This window comes from Mycobacterium colombiense (assembly GCF_001665835.1).
Lineage (GTDB): Bacteria > Actinomycetota > Actinomycetes > Mycobacteriales > Mycobacteriaceae > Mycobacterium > Mycobacterium colombiense_A.
This window is the reverse complement of sequence record NZ_LZSX01000025.1, coordinates 212,674-228,010: the sequence shown is the minus strand read 5'-3', so window position 1 is coordinate 228,010 and position 15,337 is coordinate 212,674. Positions and strand designations below refer to the sequence as shown.

Genomic DNA, 15,337 nt, shown 5'->3' with positions numbered 1-15,337 from the left:
GTGGCCGGACTGCGTTGATGAGAGAGGTAATGCTATGTCAGACACGCTTACTGGTGGTCAAAAGCTTGTGCGCGGGGAATCGCTCGCCTCCAACAACGGCGCCTACACCTTGACCCTGGAGGACGACGGCAACTTGGTGCTGGCCTCGCGAGGTCAGGCTTTGTGGTCCACGTCGACCGAGGGCCAGAATGTGGTGCGCGCCGAGGTGCAGCCCGACGGCAACTTCGTCCTCTACACGGCGGACAAACCGGTCTGGCATACCGACACCAAGGGCAAGAAGGACGTCAAACTCGTGCTTCAAGACGACCGCAACTTGGTGCTGTATGCCTCCGACGGGCCGGCATGGTCGACGCACACAGAGACCGACAACCCGCCGCCACCGGCACCCGAGGCCGCTGCCGACGAGCCCGCCGCACAGGCCGAGGATGCCGCCGCCGAAGAGGCCCCGGCCGAGGTCGCCGCAGAGCCGGAGCCAGCGCCGGAGCCCGCGGCGCGGACCTACACCGTCGCCTCCGGCGATACCCTGTGGGCGATCGCGGAGCGCTTCTACGGTGACGGCAACCGATATCAGGCGATCGCCGACGCCAGCGGCATCTCCAACCCGGACCTGATTCAGCCCGGCCAAGTGCTCACGATCCCCTGATCACCGGGCAACCGACCCGGCCACCTGCGGGTTTGGGCGCTTACATGAAGGTAAACACCGCTCCCTAGAATTGACGGGTGACCGCCAGCCGCAGCCCCGCCACCGACCTGCCCAAGTCGTGGGATCCCGCTGCGGTAGAAAGCGCGATCTACCAGAAGTGGGTGGACGCGGGCTACTTCACGGCGGACGCCAACAGCACCAAGCCCGGCTATTCGATTGTGCTGCCGCCGCCGAACGTGACCGGCAGCCTGCACATGGGCCATGCGCTCGAACACACCATGATGGACGCCCTGACCCGGCGCAAGCGGATGCAGGGTTATGAGGTGCTGTGGCAGCCGGGCATGGACCACGCCGGGATCGCGACGCAGAGCGTGGTGGAAAAGCAGCTCGCGCTCGACGGCAAGACCAAAGAGGACTTCGGTCGAGAGCTGTTCATCGAAAAGGTCTGGGACTGGAAGCGAGAGTCCGGCGGCGCCATCGGCGGCCAGATGCGCCGGCTCGGCGACGGCGTGGACTGGAGCCGCGATCGCTTTACCATGGACGAGGGCCTGTCGCGGGCGGTCCGCGCGATCTTCAAGCGCCTCTACGACGCCGGACTGATCTATCGGGCCGAGCGGCTGGTCAACTGGTCGCCCGTGCTGCAGACGGCGATCTCGGACATCGAGGTCGACTATCAAGAGGTCGAAGGCGAGCTGGTGTCGTTCCGGTACGGCTCGATGGACGACTCGCAACCCCACATCGTGGTGGCCACCACCCGGATGGAAACGATGCTCGGCGACACCGCGATCGCGGTGCATCCCGACGACGAACGCTACCGGCAGCTGGTCGGCACCAGCCTGCCGCACCCGTTTGTGGACCGTCAGCTGCTGGTGGTTGCCGACGAGCACGTTGATCCCGAATTCGGCACCGGCGCAGTCAAAGTCACGCCCGCGCACGACCCCAATGACTTCGAGATCGGCGTTCGGCATCAGCTGCCGATGATCTCGATCATGGACACCAAAGGCCGGATCACCGACACCGGAACGCAATTCGACGGCATGGACCGATTCCAGGCCCGGGTCGCGGTGCGCGAGGCACTGGCGGCCGAGGGCCGGGTCGTCGAGGAGAAGCGGCCGTACCTGCACAGCGTCGGGCACTCCGAGCGCACCGGCGAGCCGATCGAACCGCGCCTGTCCCTGCAGTGGTGGGTCCGGGTGGAATCGCTCGCCAAGGCCGCCGGTGACGCGGTGCGCAACGGGGACACCGTGATTCACCCCGCCAGCCTGGAACCGCGCTGGTTCGCCTGGGTCGACGACATGCACGACTGGTGTATCTCGCGTCAGCTGTGGTGGGGCCACCGCATCCCGATCTGGTACGGCCCCAACGGTGAACAGCGCTGCGTCGGTCCCGACGAGACGCCGCCGGAGGGTTGGGAACAGGATCCCGACGTGCTGGACACCTGGTTCTCCTCGGGGCTGTGGCCGTTCTCCACGCTGGGCTGGCCCGATAGGACCCTGGAGCTCGAAAAGTTCTATCCCACAAGCGTTCTGGTTACCGGCTATGACATCCTGTTTTTCTGGGTGGCCAGGATGATGATGTTCGGCACCTTCGTCGGCGACGACGAGGCCATCACCTTGGACGGCCGCCGCGGTCCGCAGGTGCCGTTCACCGATGTCTTCCTGCACGGGCTGATCCGCGACGAGTCCGGTCGCAAGATGAGCAAGTCCAAGGGCAACGTCATCGACCCGCTGGACTGGGTGGACGCTTTCGGCGCCGACGCGCTGCGGTTCACGCTGGCCCGCGGCGCCAGCCCCGGCGGCGACCTGGCGGTCGGCGAGGACCACGTCCGCGCGTCGCGCAACTTCTGCACCAAGCTGTTCAACGCCACCCGCTACGCGCTGCTCAACGGCGCGAAGCTGGCCCCGCTGCCCGCGGCGGCCGAGCTCACCGACGCCGACCGGTGGATTCTCGGGCGGCTGGAAGAGGTTCGCGCGGAGGTTGATTCGGCGTTCGACAGCTACGAGTTCAGTCGCGCCTGCGAGGCGCTCTACCACTTCGCGTGGGACGAATTCTGTGACTGGTACGTCGAATTGGCCAAGACGCAACTGGCCGAAGGGATCACGCACACCACGGCCGTGCTGGCGGCGGTGCTGGATACCCTGTTGCGGTTGCTGCACCCGGTGATCCCCTTCATCACCGAGGCGCTGTGGCAGGCGCTGACCGGCGACGAGGCCCAGGAATCGCTGGTGATCGCCGACTGGCCGCGGTCGTCCGGGATCATCCTGGATAAGGTTGCGGCACAGCGGATTACCGACATGCAGAAGCTGGTTACCGAGGTGCGCCGGTTCCGCAGCGATCAGGGCCTGGCGGACCGGCAGAAGGTGCCGGCGCGGATGGCCGGTGTCGACGAATCCGATCTGAGCACCCAGGTGAGCGCGGTGACGTCGCTGGCGTGGCTCACCGCCGCGGGCCCGGAGTTTCGCCCGTCGGCGTCGGTGGAGGTGCGGCTCAGCGGCGGCACCGTCGTCGTCGAACTCGACACCTCCGGCACCATCGACGTCGCCGCCGAACGTCGCCGGCTGGAAAAGGATCTGGCCGCGGCGCACAAGGAGCTGGCATCGACCACTGCCAAATTGGCCAACGACGAATTCCTGGGCAAGGCCCCGCAAAACGTCGTCGACAAGATCCGCGATCGTCAGCGCCTGGCCCAGGAGGAAACCGAGCGGATCAATGCGCGGCTGGCCGGGCTGCAGTGAGGGTCCGATGACCGAGCCGCCCGACTGGCCGCAGGACCCCGACTGGCCGCAGGGCGAGGTTCCCGCCGAGATCCCCGACCCGGCCCCCACCCCGGACGAGATCGCGTCGCTGTTGCAGGTCGAGCACCTGCTGGACCAGCGCTGGCCGGAGACCAAGATCGAGCCGAGCCTGACCCGGATCAGCGCGCTGATGGACCTGCTGGGCTCGCCGCAACTGGCCTACCCGTCGATCCATGTCGCGGGCACCAACGGCAAGACCTCGGTGGCGCGGATGATCGACGCGCTGATCACCGCGTTGCAGCGGCGCACCGGGCGCACCACCAGCCCGCACCTGCAATCGGCGGTGGAACGCATCTCGATCGACTCCAAGCCGATCAGCCCGGCGCAGTACGTGGCGACCTACCGCGAGATCGAGCCGTTCGTGCAGATGGTCGACGCGCAGTCGCAGGCCGAGGGCGGCCCCGCGATGAGCAAGTTCGAGGTGCTGACCGCGATGGCGTTCGCCGCGTTCGCGGACGCCCCCGTCGACGTCGCCGTGGTCGAGGTGGGCATGGGCGGACGCTGGGATGCCACCAACGTGATCAACGCCCCCGTCGCGGTCATCACTCCGATCTCCATCGACCACGTCGAATACCTGGGCGACGATCTCCCCGCCATCGCGGGGGAGAAGGCCGGCATCATCACCCGGGCGCCCGAGGGTGCACCCGATACCGTCGCCGTCATCGGGCGTCAGGCCCCCGAGGCGATGGAGGTCCTGTTGACCCAGACCGTCCAAGCCGACGCCGCGGTGGCCCGCGAGGACTCCGAGTTCGCCGTCCTGGGCCGTCAGGTCGCGATCGGCGGGCAGGTGCTGCAGCTGCAGGGCCTGGGTGGGGTGTATTCCGATGTCTACCTGCCGCTGCACGGCGAACACCAGGCGCACAACGCCGTGCTGGCCCTCGCGGCCGTCGAGGCGTTCTTCGGCGCCGGCGCGCAGCGTCAGCTCGACGTCGAGGCGGTGCGCGCCGGCTTCGCCGCCGTCACCAGCCCCGGCCGGCTGGAGCGGATGCGCAGCGCCCCCACCGTGTTCCTCGACGCCGCGCACAACCCCGCCGGTGCGACCGCGCTGGCGCAGACCCTGGCCGACGAATTCGACTTCCGCTATCTCGTCGGGGTGCTCAGCGTGCTCGCGGACAAGGACGTCGACGGCATCCTGGCCGCCCTGCAGCCGGTGTTCGACGCTGTCGTGGTGACCCACAACGGATCCGCGCGGGCGCTCGACGTCGAGTCGCTGGCCCTGGCGGCGCGCGAGCGGTTCGGGCCCGACCGGGTGAGCACCGCCGAGAACCTGCGCGAGGCCATCGACGTCGCGACCGCACTGGTCGACGACGCCGCGGCGGACGGACCAGCCGAAGCCTTCTCCGGCACCGGCATCGTCATCACCGGGTCGGTGGTGACCGCCGGGGCGGCGCGGACCCTGTTCGGTCGTGATCCGCAATGACGGACGTGCCCGAGAACCCCGAGGAGCGGGCCCAGGCGCCGGCCGACCCGTGGCGCAGCTTCGGCGCGGTGATGGCCCTGACGCTGTTTCTGGAAGCGATCGTGGTGCTGCTGGCGATCCCGGTGGTCGGCGCGGTCGGCGGCGGCCTGACGACGGCGTCGCTGGTGTACCTGATCGGGCTGGCCACGCTGCTGATCTTGATGGCCGGGGTGCAGCGCAAACCCTGGGCGATCTGGGCCAACCTCGGCGTGCAGGTGATCCTGCTCGCCGGCTTCGCGGTCTACCCGGGGGTGGGGTTCATCGGCGTGCTGTTCACTGGCCTGTGGGGCTTGATCGCCTACTTCCGGGCCGAGGTCCGGCGCAGGCAGCAGTAGGCCGGCAGCAGACGCGGAAACCACCCGAGCAGGGCCCGGCCGCCGTCGCCCGACCCAATGCCTCCTGGTTATGTACGCTGTCCGCCGTGACCGAACGGACATTGGTACTGATCAAGCCCGACGCCGTGCAGCGGCAGCTGGTGGGGGAGATCATCGCCCGCATCGAGCGCAAAGGCCTTTCCATCGCTGCGCTGGAGCTGCGGCCCGTCGGCCGCGACCTCGCCGCCCAGCACTACGCGGAACACGACGGCAAGCCCTTCTTCGAGTCGCTGCTGGAGTTCATCACCTCGGGACCGGTGGTGGCGGCCATCGTGGAGGGGCCGCGGGCGATCGCGGCGTTTCGGCAGCTCGCGGGCGGTACCGACCCGGTGGAGAAGGCGATCCCCGGCACGATTCGCGGCGACTTCGGGCTGGAGACCCAGTTCAACCTGGTGCACGGGTCGGACTCGGTGGAGTCCGCGAAGCGCGAAATCGCGCTCTGGTTTCCCAACGCCTAGAGCTGCGGCGACGCCGTCCCGAGCGACTTTGCTGAAGCGGGCAGCATCAGGTGTGGCTGGGACGGCTACGTGATGTGGGATACTGGTCTCGGGTGAACGTCGCCGGACCGGTGTCAGACACCCGAATGAAGACTTAGACAAGCGCGATCATAGCCCCGTCGCCTTGGTTCGCTGCATGTCAGGCCGTCATTCAGCACGGCGCCGAGTGGGTCCTGATCCTGGGCCGCTCGGGGCGAGACCATTACAAGCCCGGGAGAAGTGGCCCGGGTCCATAGCGAAGCCCTCGCGTGGCCGCGTCGCAACAGACGCGCCCGGGGGCTTGAGGAGAATACGTGGTAGACGGTGCACCGACTGCAGACCCATCAGAAGAATCGACTCGGCCCGGGGAACTGCCGGACCGCTTAAGAGTTCATTCGCTGGCCCGAACGCTGGGAACCACCAGCAAGCGGGTGCTGGACGCACTGAGCGAGCTGGACGGGCGAATCCGCAGCGCACATTCCACCGTGGACCGCGATGACGCGGTCCGGGTGCGCGACCTGCTGGCGTCCGCGCAGCCCCCGGTGAGCGCGGAGGACGCGGACAGCGCACCGGCGGCCGGCGGCGCCGAGGCCGACGAACCCGAATCCCGGTTGCTGCTCGAGACCCCGGACAACGCCGCGGAGCGGCCGCATTACATGCCGCTGTTCGTCGCGCCGCAGCCGATCGATGCCCTCGAGGAGGACGCCGGCACCGACGACGGCGCCGACTCCGACGATTCCGACAGCGACGACGACGAGCAGTCCGACCGGCCGTCGAACCGGCGGCGCCGCCGCGGCCGTCGCGGCCGTGGCCGCGGGCGCGGTGAGCAGGGCGGATCCGACGGCCAGGACGACGGTGACGACGACGAGGGGCAACCGCGGGGCAAGAAGGGCGGTCAGGCCGACTCCGAGGACTCCGACGGTCAAGATTCCGACGATTCCGACGACTCCGACGATTCCGACAACGGTGACGACGGTTCGGGAGACGGCGGCAACCGCCGTCGCCGCCGGCGCCGACGGCGCAAATCCGGATCGGGCGACGACAACGACGAGAGCTCATCGCCGGACGACCCGCCCAACACGGTGGTGCACGAGCGGGCGCCCCGTAGCGGCAAGGGCGGCGGAGATGATTCCGGCGGGTCGAACAACGAGATCAAGGGCATCAACGGCTCCACTCGGCTGGAAGCCAAGCGGCAGCGGCGCCGGGACGGCCGCGACGCCGGGCGGCGCCGCCCCCCGGTGCTGACCGAGGCCGAATTCCTGGCCCGCCGCGAGGCCGTCGAGCGGATGATGGTCGTGCGCGACCGGGTCCGCACCGAGCAGCCGCATCAGGGGTCGCGCTACACCCAGATCGCGGTGCTCGAGGACGGCATCGTCGTCGAGCACTTCGTCACGTCGGCCGCGTCGGCCTCCCTGGTGGGCAACATCTACCTGGGCATCGTGCAGAACGTGCTGCCATCTATGGAAGCGGCATTCGTCGACATCGGCCGCGGCCGCAACGGTGTGCTCTACGCCGGCGAGGTCAACTGGGAAGCCGCGGGGCTCGGCGGGTCCGACCGCAAGATCGAACAAGCGCTCAAACCCGGCGACTACGTCGTCGTCCAGGTCAGCAAGGACCCGGTCGGGCACAAGGGCGCGCGGCTCACCACGCAGGTTTCGCTGGCGGGCCGCTACCTGGTCTACGTGCCGGGGGCGTCGTCGACCGGGATCAGCCGCAAGCTGCCCGACACCGAGCGCCAGCGGCTCAAAGAGATCCTGCGTGAAGTGGTGCCGTCCGACGCCGGGGTGATCATCCGGACCGCGTCCGAGGGCGTCAAGGAAGAGGACATTCGCAGCGACGTCACCCGCCTGCAGGAGCGCTGGAAGCAGATCGAGGCCAAGGCGATCGAGATCAAGGAGAAGGCCGCCGGCGCCGCGGTGGCCCTCTACGAAGAGCCCGACGTGCTGGTCAAGGTGATCCGCGACCTGTTCAACGAGGACTTCGCCGGCCTCATCGTCTCCGGTGACGAGGCCTGGACCACGATCAACGACTACGTGAATTCCGTTGCCCCCGACCTGGTTTCGAAGCTGACCAAGTACGAGGCGCCCGCCGGGCCGGAAGGGCAGGCCGGGCCGGACGTGTTCGCGGTGCACCGCATCGACGAGCAGCTGGCCAAGGCGATGGAGCGCAAGGTGTGGCTGCCGTCGGGCGGCACGCTGGTGATCGACCGGACCGAGGCCATGACGGTGGTCGACGTCAACACCGGCAAGTTCACCGGGTCCGGGGGCAACCTCGAGCAGACGGTCACCAAGAACAACCTGGAGGCGGCCGAGGAGATCGTGCGCCAGCTGCGGCTGCGCGACATCGGCGGCATCGTGGTCATCGACTTCATCGACATGGTGCTGGAGTCCAACCGCGATCTGGTGCTCCGGCGGCTGACCGAGGCGCTGGCCCGCGACCGCACCCGCCATCAGGTGTCCGAGGTGACATCGCTCGGTTTGGTCCAGCTGACCCGCAAGCGGTTGGGCACCGGCCTCATCGAAGCCTTCTCGACGTCGTGCTCGAACTGTGGTGGGCGTGGCATCCTGCTGCACACCGACCCGGTGGATTCGGCCCCGTCGAACGGGCGCAAATCCGAATCCGGTGGGGGCGGCCGCCGGGGCAGGCGCAAGAAGAACAAAGCCGAAGAGCAGGTGGTGGCCAAGGTGCCCACCCACGCCCCCGGCGAGCACCCGATGTTCAAGGCGATGGCCGCCGGCTCCTCCACGCAGTCCGAGGACGACGAGTCCGACGAGACCACCGAAGAAACCACCGACGAGCTCGACCAGGAGCAGGCGGGACGCGCCGGCGGCGTCGCGGACACCGACCAAGAGGACTTCGACGACACCGACGACGAGGACTCGGACGACGATTCGGACGAGGACGACGACGACACGGATGACGACGACGATTCGGACGATGACGACGACCTCGACGACGATGACGATGACGATGACGATGACGACGATGACGACGACATCGACGATGAAGAGGACCTCGGCGACGATGACGAGGACCTCGAGCTCGACGACGACGATCTGGACACCGAGGACGACGATTCGGACGACACCGACGCCGGGCAGGCCTCCGCTCGGGCCGGCCAGGCCGGCTCGGGACGCCCCAGGCGCCGACGCGCTGCGGGTAGGCCGGCCGGACCGCCGATCCACGCGGACTGACCTGGCTGACCGGACATGTCCGGTTTGACCCTGTAGCCGCTGGTCACGTACCCTTGGACAGTTGTCGTCAGGCCGGCGGCTAAACTTTGGCCGGCGGCAGCGGGACTCCCGGGGAATCGGCGCAGACCCGCAACCCAGACCCACCACGCGCACCGCGGCTGGTTCGCGCGCGACGCGCAGAGCAGCGGCTAGCAGAAGGAGCAGAGCGACGATGGCGACCTACGCAATCGTGAAGACGGGCGGCAAGCAGTACAAGGTCGCCGTCGGGGACGTGGTCAAGGTCGAGAAGCTCGAATCCGAGCCCGGCTCGAACGTGTCGCTGCCGGTCGCCCTGGTGGTGGACGGCGCCAAGGTGACCACCGACGCGGCCGCGCTGGCCAAGGTCGCGGTGACCGGCGAGGTGCTAGAGCACACCAAGGGCCCCAAGATCCGTATCCACAAGTTCAGGAACAAGACCGGCTACCACAAGCGTCAGGGGCACCGTCAGCAGCTGACGGTCCTGAAGGTCACCGGAATCAAGTAGCGAAGGCGACAGAACATGGCACACAAGAAGGGCGCTTCCAGCTCGCGCAACGGTCGCGATTCCGCCGCACAGCGGCTGGGCGTGAAGCGATTCGGCGGCCAGGTCGTCAAGGCGGGCGAGATCATCGTTCGGCAGCGCGGCACCAAGTTCCACCCGGGCGTGGGTGTTGGGCGCGGCGGGGACGACACGTTGTTCGCCAAGGAGGCCGGCGCCGTGGAGTTCGGCATCAAGCGCGGCCGCAAGACCGTCAACATCGTCGCGGCCGGACAAGCCACCGACTGACCCGTGTTTCCGGGCCCAGCCCGGTGATTTCGGCGCCCGGTGGTAGGTGAGAGGATTCACGATGCCTCGGTTCGTCGACCGCGTCGTCATCCATGCGCGCGCCGGTGCCGGGGGTAACGGCTGCGCCTCGGTCCATCGCGAGAAATTCAAGCCGCTCGGCGGCCCCGACGGTGGCAACGGCGGACGCGGCGGCAGCATTGTCTTCGTCGTCGATCCGCAGGTGCACACCCTGCTCGACTTCCATTTCCATCCGCACGTCACCGCGCCCTCGGGCAAGCAGGGGATGGGCAACAATCGGGACGGCGCCGCCGGAGCCGACCTGGAAGTCAAGGTGCCCGACGGCACCGTCGTCCTCGACGAGAACGGTCGGCTGCTGGCCGACCTGGTCGGCGCGGGCACCCGCTTTGAAGCCGCCGCGGGTGGGCGCGGCGGGCTGGGCAACGCCGCTCTCGCGTCGCGGGCGCGCAAGGCTCCCGGCTTCGCGCTGCTGGGCGAACAGGGCCAGACCCGCGACCTGACCCTGGAACTCAAGACCGTCGCCGATGCCGGCCTGATCGGTTTTCCCTCGGCCGGCAAATCGTCGCTGGTGTCGACGATCTCGGCGGCCAAGCCCAAGATCGCCGACTACCCGTTCACCACGCTGGTTCCCAACCTCGGCGTGGTGTCGGCGGGGGAGCACACCTTCACCGTCGCCGACGTGCCCGGCCTGATACCGGGCGCGTCCGAGGGCCGCGGCCTGGGGCTGGACTTCCTCCGGCACATCGAAAGATGCGCGGTGCTGGTGCACGTCGTCGACTGCGCCACCGCGGAACCCGGCCGTGACCCGATCTCCGACATCGACGCGCTGGAGGCCGAACTCGCCGCGTATACGCCCACCCTGCAGGGGGATGCGACGTTGGGTGATCTGGCCGAGCGACCCCGCGCGGTGGTACTCAACAAGATCGACGTGCCCGAGGCGCGCGAGCTCGCCGAATTCGTCCGTGACGAGATCGCCGAGCGCGGCTGGCCGGTGTTTTTGGTGTCGGCGGTCGCGCGAGACGGCTTGCAGCCGTTGATCTTCGGATTGTGGAAGATGATCTCGGAGTACCAGGCCGCCCAGCCGGAGATCGTGCCGCGCCGTCCGGTGATCCGTCCGGTTCCCGTTGACGACAGCGGTTTCAGCGTCGAGCCGGATCCGCAGCAGCCGGGCGCCTTCGTGGTCAGCGGCGCGCGCCCCGAGCGGTGGATCCATCAGACCAACTTCGACAACGACGAGGCCGTCGGGTACCTCGCCGACCGGTTGGCGCGCCTCGGTGTCGAAGAGGAATTGCTGCGGCTGGGGGCGCGACCGGGTTGCCAAGTGACCATCGGGGACATGACGTTCGATTGGGAGCCGCAAACGCCTGCCGGACAACAGGTTGCGCTGTCGGGACGCGGAACCGACGCGCGGTTGGAGCGCACCGACCGCGTCGGCGCCGCGGACCGCAAGGCCGCCCGGCGGCAGCGCCGCGAACACGGTGACGAGTCGTGAGCGCCGGTGACGATGCGGAGCGAAGCGATGGGGGAGAGCGGCGCATCGTAAGCGCCCACCGCGACGTCATCCGCACTGCGCGCAGCCTGGTCGTCAAGGTGGGGACCAACGCGCTGACCACACCGGCGGGGGTGTTCGACGCCAGCCGGCTGGCCGGACTCGTCGACGCGATCGAGGCGCGGATGAAGGCGGGCACCGACGTCGTCATCGTGTCGTCGGGAGCCATCGCCGCCGGCATCGAGCCACTCGGATTATCCCGTCGCCCAAGGGATTTGGCGACTAAGCAGGCCGCGGCCAGCGTCGGCCAGGTGGCGCTGGTGAATTCGTGGAGCGCCGCGTTCGCCCGCTATGGCCGCACGGTCGGGCAGGTGCTGCTGAGCGCGCACGACATCTCGATGCGGGCCCAGCACACCAACGCCCAGCGCACGCTGGATCGGCTGCGCGCACTGCACGCGGTGGCGATCGTCAATGAGAACGACACCGTGGCCACCAACGAGATCCGGTTCGGTGACAACGACCGGCTCTCGGCGCTCGTGGCCCACCTGGTCGGCGCCGAGGCGTTGGTGTTGCTGTCCGACATCGACGGGCTCTACGACTCGGATCCGCGAAAGACCGACGGCGCCAGGTTCATCTCGGAGGTGTCGGGCTCAGCGGACCTGATCGGTGTAATCGCCGGGCCCGGAAGCCATTTGGGTACCGGTGGGATGACCTCGAAGATGTCGTCGGCGCTGCTGGCCGCGGACGCCGGTGTGCCGGTGTTATTGGCCGCAGCGGACGACGCCGCGACCGCGCTCACCGACGCCTCGGTCGGCACGGTGTTCGCCGCACGCCCGGTACGAATGTCTGCACGCCGGTTCTGGGTGCGTTACGCCGCTGAGGCGGCCGGCGAGCTGACTCTGGACGAGGGTGCGGTGCGCGCGGTGGTGCGGCAGCGTCGTTCGCTGCTGCCCGCCGGGATCACCGCGGTGGCCGGGCGGTTCTACGCCGGCGACGTCGTCGAATTGCGCGACCCGGACGCGGTGATGGTGGCTCGCGGTGTGGTCGCCTATGACGCGACCGAACTGACCGCCATGATGGGCCGCTCAACCTCTGAGCTGCCGGGCGAGTTGCGCCGGCCCGCGGTGCACGCCGACGACCTGGTGGCGGTGTGAAGCGCTTTCGCCGACGCGGGTGAACAAGGCTCTGAGGATCAAGGTCAGCGCTCTGAGGTTGGCTTGAGATACAGTGCGCCCCAGACGATTTCGGCCAGGGTCGCGGCCAGCTCAGCATCGTAGTCGGGCGGCTTCGCCGGCAGGTTCTGCTGGCAGGCCCGTTCGACCATCCAGGTCAGCGCGCTGGCGGTGGTCAGCGGCGCCAGCGCGGGGCGGATCGAACCGTCGGCCTGGCCGGCCTCGATGACGTGGGTGAGCTGCTCGGAGATGCCGGTCAGCAGTTCGCGATACGTTTCCGCCGTCAGCGGGTCATACGCGGCCATCTCGTTGAGCGCGACCAGCACCGCCTGGTGGCGCCGGTAGGTGGCGATGATGCGGCTCATCGCGCTGCGCACGTCGTCCGGGTCATGCCGCCCGGCCACGCTCCACCAACTCCGCGCGCCGTCGGTCAGATCGCCGAACACCTGGCCCGCGAGGCGGCGCAGCAGATGGCCCTTGTCCTCGAAGTAGATGTAGAAGCTGGCCCGGGAGATGCCGGCCTCGCCGGAGAGCCGATCCACGCTCAGTTCGGTGAAGCTCGCACCGTCGCGCATCAGCCGCTCGGTGGCGTCCAGCAGGCGGCGCTCCATTTGCTCGCGCCGCTGCTCGCGCCCCAGGCTCCGGTGGCCCTGCGGCTTGCGGGTGAGCGACGGCATGCGCCGAGCATAGCCGAGTAATCGACATATTGACTAGACACACTGTCTAGGCATATCGTCGCGGGGAGTTTGTGACCGGGGTCATACGAGACGGAGGACCACCATGGCCGTGCTGACGGGTAAGTCCGGGACCGACAAGTCCGGTCGTGCCTACGACGAGATCGATCTGTCCTCGCGCGCGTTCTGGTCCACCACCGCGGTGGATCGGGAACGCTCCTTCGCCGTGCTGCGCGCCGAGCGCCCGGTGAGCTGGCATCCGCCGGTCGAAGACTCGCTGATGCCCGATCCCACCGATCCCGGATTCTGGGCGGTCACCCGGCGCTCCGACATCGTCGCGGTCAGCCGCAACAACGACGTCTTCCTGTCCGGCCAGGGCGTGATGTTCGAGAGCATTCCGGTGGAGCTGCTCGAGGCGTCGCAGTCATTCCTGGCGATGGACCCACCGCGACACACCAAGGTGCGCAAGCTCGCTCACGCCGCGCTCAGCCCCCGGCAGGTCCGCCGCATCGAGGACTCGATCAAGGCCAACGCCAAGACCATCGTCGAAGAACTGCATGCCGCCGGCAGCGGTGCGGATTTCGTCGACCACTGCGCCAAGGAACTGCCCATCCGCACCCTGTCGGACATGATGGGGATCCCCGAATCCGAGCGTGAGCGCATGGCGCACGCCACCGACGCCCTGGTCTCCTGGGCCGACCCGGAATTCCTCGACGGGCGCCCGGCGATGGAAGTGCTGGTGGAAAACCAGCTATATCTGCACCAGGTCGTCGGCGCCCTGGCCACGGAACGTCGCGAGCACCCCGGCGACGACCTGATCAGCAGCCTGGTCACCGCCGAGGTGGACGGCGACCGACTGGAAGACGGGGAGGTGGCGGCGTTCTTCGTGCTGCTCTCGGTGGCGGGCAACGACACCACAAGGCAGACCATCAGCCACACGCTGCGCGCCCTCACCGACTTCCCCGACCAAAAGGCTTGGCTGCTCGAGGATTTCGACAACCGCATCGGCACCGCCATCGAGGAGTTCATCCGCTGGGCGACGCCGGTCATGACCTTCCGCCGCACCGCCGCAACGGATGTCGAGCTGGGCGGTCAGACCATCCTGGCGGGTGAGAAGGTGGTCATGTTCTATCCGTCCGGCAACTGGGACGCCGAGGCCTTCGACCACCCGGAACGCCTGAACCTGAGCCGCGACCCGAATCCGCACGTCGGCTTCGGCGGTGGCGGGCTGCACTTCTGCCTCGGTGCGCACGTGGCCCGCGCGCAGCTGCGGGCCATCTTCGGCGAGCTGTTCCGTCGGCTGCCCGACATCCGCGCGGGTGAGCCCGCCTACCTGGCGGGCAACTTCGTGCACGCCATCCGCAGCATGCCGTGTACCTTCTAATGCGTTGCCAGGGGCGCTAACTCGTCGGCCAGCAGCGCGAGCAACTCCGAGCACCCGCCCTCGACCTTGACGGTGGCCAGGTCGTCGCCGCGGGTGGCGCCGCGATTGATGATCGCGATCGGAATGCCCAGCGCGGCGGCGTGCCGCACAAACCGGTACCCGGAGAACACCGTCAGCGACGAGCCCGCGACCAGCAGCGAGTCGGCCCGCTCGACCCACCCATAAGCTTCCGCCACAACGTCGTTGCGAACGTTTTCGCCGAAATAGACGATGTCCGGCTTGAGCATGCCGCCGCAGCGCTCGCAATCCAGGTAGCGGAACGACGCGGTATCGGCGACGACCGCGTCGGCGTCGGGAGCCACCGCCAGTCCACCGATCGCTTCGGCGCGCTCGATGAAGCCGGGGTTGAGTGCCTCCAGCCGCTCGCCCAATGCGGCCCGCGTCATGGTGGACCCACAGTCCAGACAGATCACCTGAGCGTAGGTGCCGTGCAGGTTGATGACATTGTGGCTGCCGGCCTTGGTGTGCAGCAGGTCGACGTTCTGGGTGATCACGCCGGTGACCACCGACGCGTCCTCGAGCGCGGCGAGTGCCCGGTGGCCGGCGTTGGGCATCGTGTCGTCCATGTGCCGCCAGCCGACGTGGTTGCGTGCCCAGTATCGCCGCCGAAACGCCGGATCGCTGGTGAACTGGCGGATCGTCATGGGATTGCTCGGTGGTGAGTCCGGCCCGCGGTAGTCGGGAATGCCCGAATCGGTGGAGATGCCCGCACCCGTCAGCACCGCGATCCGGCGACCGGCCAGCAGCGTGACCAGTTCAGGCGATTCTGCGCGGCCGACGGTCACCTCATCCAG

At 68.5% G+C, this 15,337-nt stretch carries 13 protein-coding genes; 11 read left to right on the top strand and 2 right to left on the bottom strand.

Annotation, left to right across the window (positions count from 1 at the left end; genetic code table 11):
* Positions 1-34 precede the first annotated feature (34 nt).
* The 10 genes from A5760_RS05405 to proB all read left to right on the top strand — a co-directional run bounded on the left by A5760_RS05405 (position 35) and on the right by proB (position 12,407).
* Positions 35-643, top strand: a complete 609-nt coding sequence (locus A5760_RS05405; protein ID WP_064878388.1) for a LysM peptidoglycan-binding domain-containing protein — start codon at positions 35-37, stop codon at positions 641-643.
* A 77-nt stretch (positions 644-720) separates the two neighbouring features.
* Complete coding sequence (locus tag A5760_RS05400) at positions 721-3,378, top strand: valine--tRNA ligase (protein WP_064878386.1); 2,658 nt, start codon at positions 721-723, stop codon at positions 3,376-3,378.
* A 7-nt stretch (positions 3,379-3,385) separates the two neighbouring features.
* Positions 3,386-4,858 (top strand): bifunctional tetrahydrofolate synthase/dihydrofolate synthase, encoded by a 1,473-nt coding sequence (gene folC / locus A5760_RS05395; RefSeq protein ID WP_064878455.1) that lies wholly within the window; start codon positions 3,386-3,388, stop codon positions 4,856-4,858.
* Positions 4,855-5,232, top strand: a complete 378-nt coding sequence (locus A5760_RS05390; protein WP_064878384.1) for a DUF4233 domain-containing protein — start codon at positions 4,855-4,857, stop codon at positions 5,230-5,232. The genes folC and A5760_RS05390 overlap by 4 nt, the downstream gene beginning before the upstream one ends.
* 86 nt (positions 5,233-5,318) lie before the next feature.
* On the top strand, positions 5,319-5,729 hold the full coding sequence (ndk, locus tag A5760_RS05385; protein ID WP_064878382.1) for a nucleoside-diphosphate kinase: 411 nt from the start codon (positions 5,319-5,321) through the stop codon (positions 5,727-5,729).
* 332 nt (positions 5,730-6,061) lie between these two features.
* Positions 6,062-8,941 (top strand): Rne/Rng family ribonuclease, encoded by a 2,880-nt coding sequence (locus tag A5760_RS05380; protein WP_064878380.1) that lies wholly within the window; start codon positions 6,062-6,064, stop codon positions 8,939-8,941.
* A 211-nt stretch (positions 8,942-9,152) separates the two neighbouring features.
* The gene (rplU, locus tag A5760_RS05375) at positions 9,153-9,464 is read left to right on the top strand and encodes a 50S ribosomal protein L21 (protein ID WP_007769829.1); all 312 of its coding nucleotides are present in this window, start codon (positions 9,153-9,155) and stop codon (positions 9,462-9,464) included.
* A 15-nt stretch (positions 9,465-9,479) separates the two neighbouring features.
* Entirely contained in the window at positions 9,480-9,746 is a 267-nt protein-coding gene (gene rpmA / locus A5760_RS05370) for a 50S ribosomal protein L27 (RefSeq protein WP_008255217.1), read from the top strand.
* 61 nt (positions 9,747-9,807) lie between these two features.
* A complete protein-coding gene (gene obgE / locus A5760_RS05365; RefSeq protein ID WP_064878377.1) occupies positions 9,808-11,256 on the top strand; it encodes a GTPase ObgE in 1,449 nt (482 codons plus the stop codon).
* A gap of 44 nt (positions 11,257-11,300) precedes the next feature.
* Entirely contained in the window at positions 11,301-12,407 is a 1,107-nt protein-coding gene (gene proB, locus A5760_RS05360) for a glutamate 5-kinase (RefSeq protein WP_064878453.1), read from the top strand.
* A 44-nt stretch (positions 12,408-12,451) separates the two neighbouring features.
* Here proB and A5760_RS05355 read toward each other — a convergent pair whose 3' ends face one another.
* Positions 12,452-13,102 carry a TetR/AcrR family transcriptional regulator gene (locus tag A5760_RS05355; RefSeq protein ID WP_064878375.1) on the bottom strand — a complete coding sequence of 217 codons (651 nt, stop codon included), beginning with the start codon at positions 13,100-13,102 and terminating at the stop codon, positions 12,452-12,454.
* A gap of 103 nt (positions 13,103-13,205) precedes the next feature.
* On the opposite strand from A5760_RS05355, the gene A5760_RS05350 reads away from it, so the two are divergent.
* Positions 13,206-14,483 (top strand): cytochrome P450, encoded by a 1,278-nt coding sequence (locus tag A5760_RS05350; protein ID WP_064878373.1) that lies wholly within the window; start codon positions 13,206-13,208, stop codon positions 14,481-14,483.
* Here A5760_RS05350 and A5760_RS05345 read toward each other — a convergent pair.
* Complete coding sequence (locus A5760_RS05345) at positions 14,480-15,328, bottom strand: SIR2 family NAD-dependent protein deacylase (RefSeq protein WP_064878371.1); 849 nt, start codon at positions 15,326-15,328, stop codon at positions 14,480-14,482. The genes A5760_RS05350 and A5760_RS05345 overlap by 4 nt on opposite strands.
* Positions 15,329-15,337 lie beyond the last annotated feature (9 nt).

What these genes read in the sequence shown, in the direction of transcription:
- A5760_RS05350 (WP_064878373.1), top strand. Translation starts at nt 13,206, where the DNA reads ATGGCCGTGCTGACGGGTAAGTCCGGGACCGACAAGTCCGGTCGTGCC.
- obgE (WP_064878377.1), top strand. Translation starts at nt 9,808, where the DNA reads ATGCCTCGGTTCGTCGACCGCGTCGTCATCCATGCGCGCGCCGGTGCC.
- A5760_RS05405 (WP_064878388.1), top strand. Translation starts at nt 35, where the DNA reads ATGTCAGACACGCTTACTGGTGGTCAAAAGCTTGTGCGCGGGGAATCG.
- A5760_RS05355 (WP_064878375.1), bottom strand. Translation starts at nt 13,102, where the DNA reads ATGCCGTCGCTCACCCGCAAGCCGCAGGGCCACCGGAGCCTGGGGCGC.
- rplU (WP_007769829.1), top strand. Translation starts at nt 9,153, where the DNA reads ATGGCGACCTACGCAATCGTGAAGACGGGCGGCAAGCAGTACAAGGTC.
- rpmA (WP_008255217.1), top strand. Translation starts at nt 9,480, where the DNA reads ATGGCACACAAGAAGGGCGCTTCCAGCTCGCGCAACGGTCGCGATTCC.
- folC (WP_064878455.1), top strand. Translation starts at nt 3,386, where the DNA reads ATGACCGAGCCGCCCGACTGGCCGCAGGACCCCGACTGGCCGCAGGGC.
- A5760_RS05390 (WP_064878384.1), top strand. Translation starts at nt 4,855, where the DNA reads ATGACGGACGTGCCCGAGAACCCCGAGGAGCGGGCCCAGGCGCCGGCC.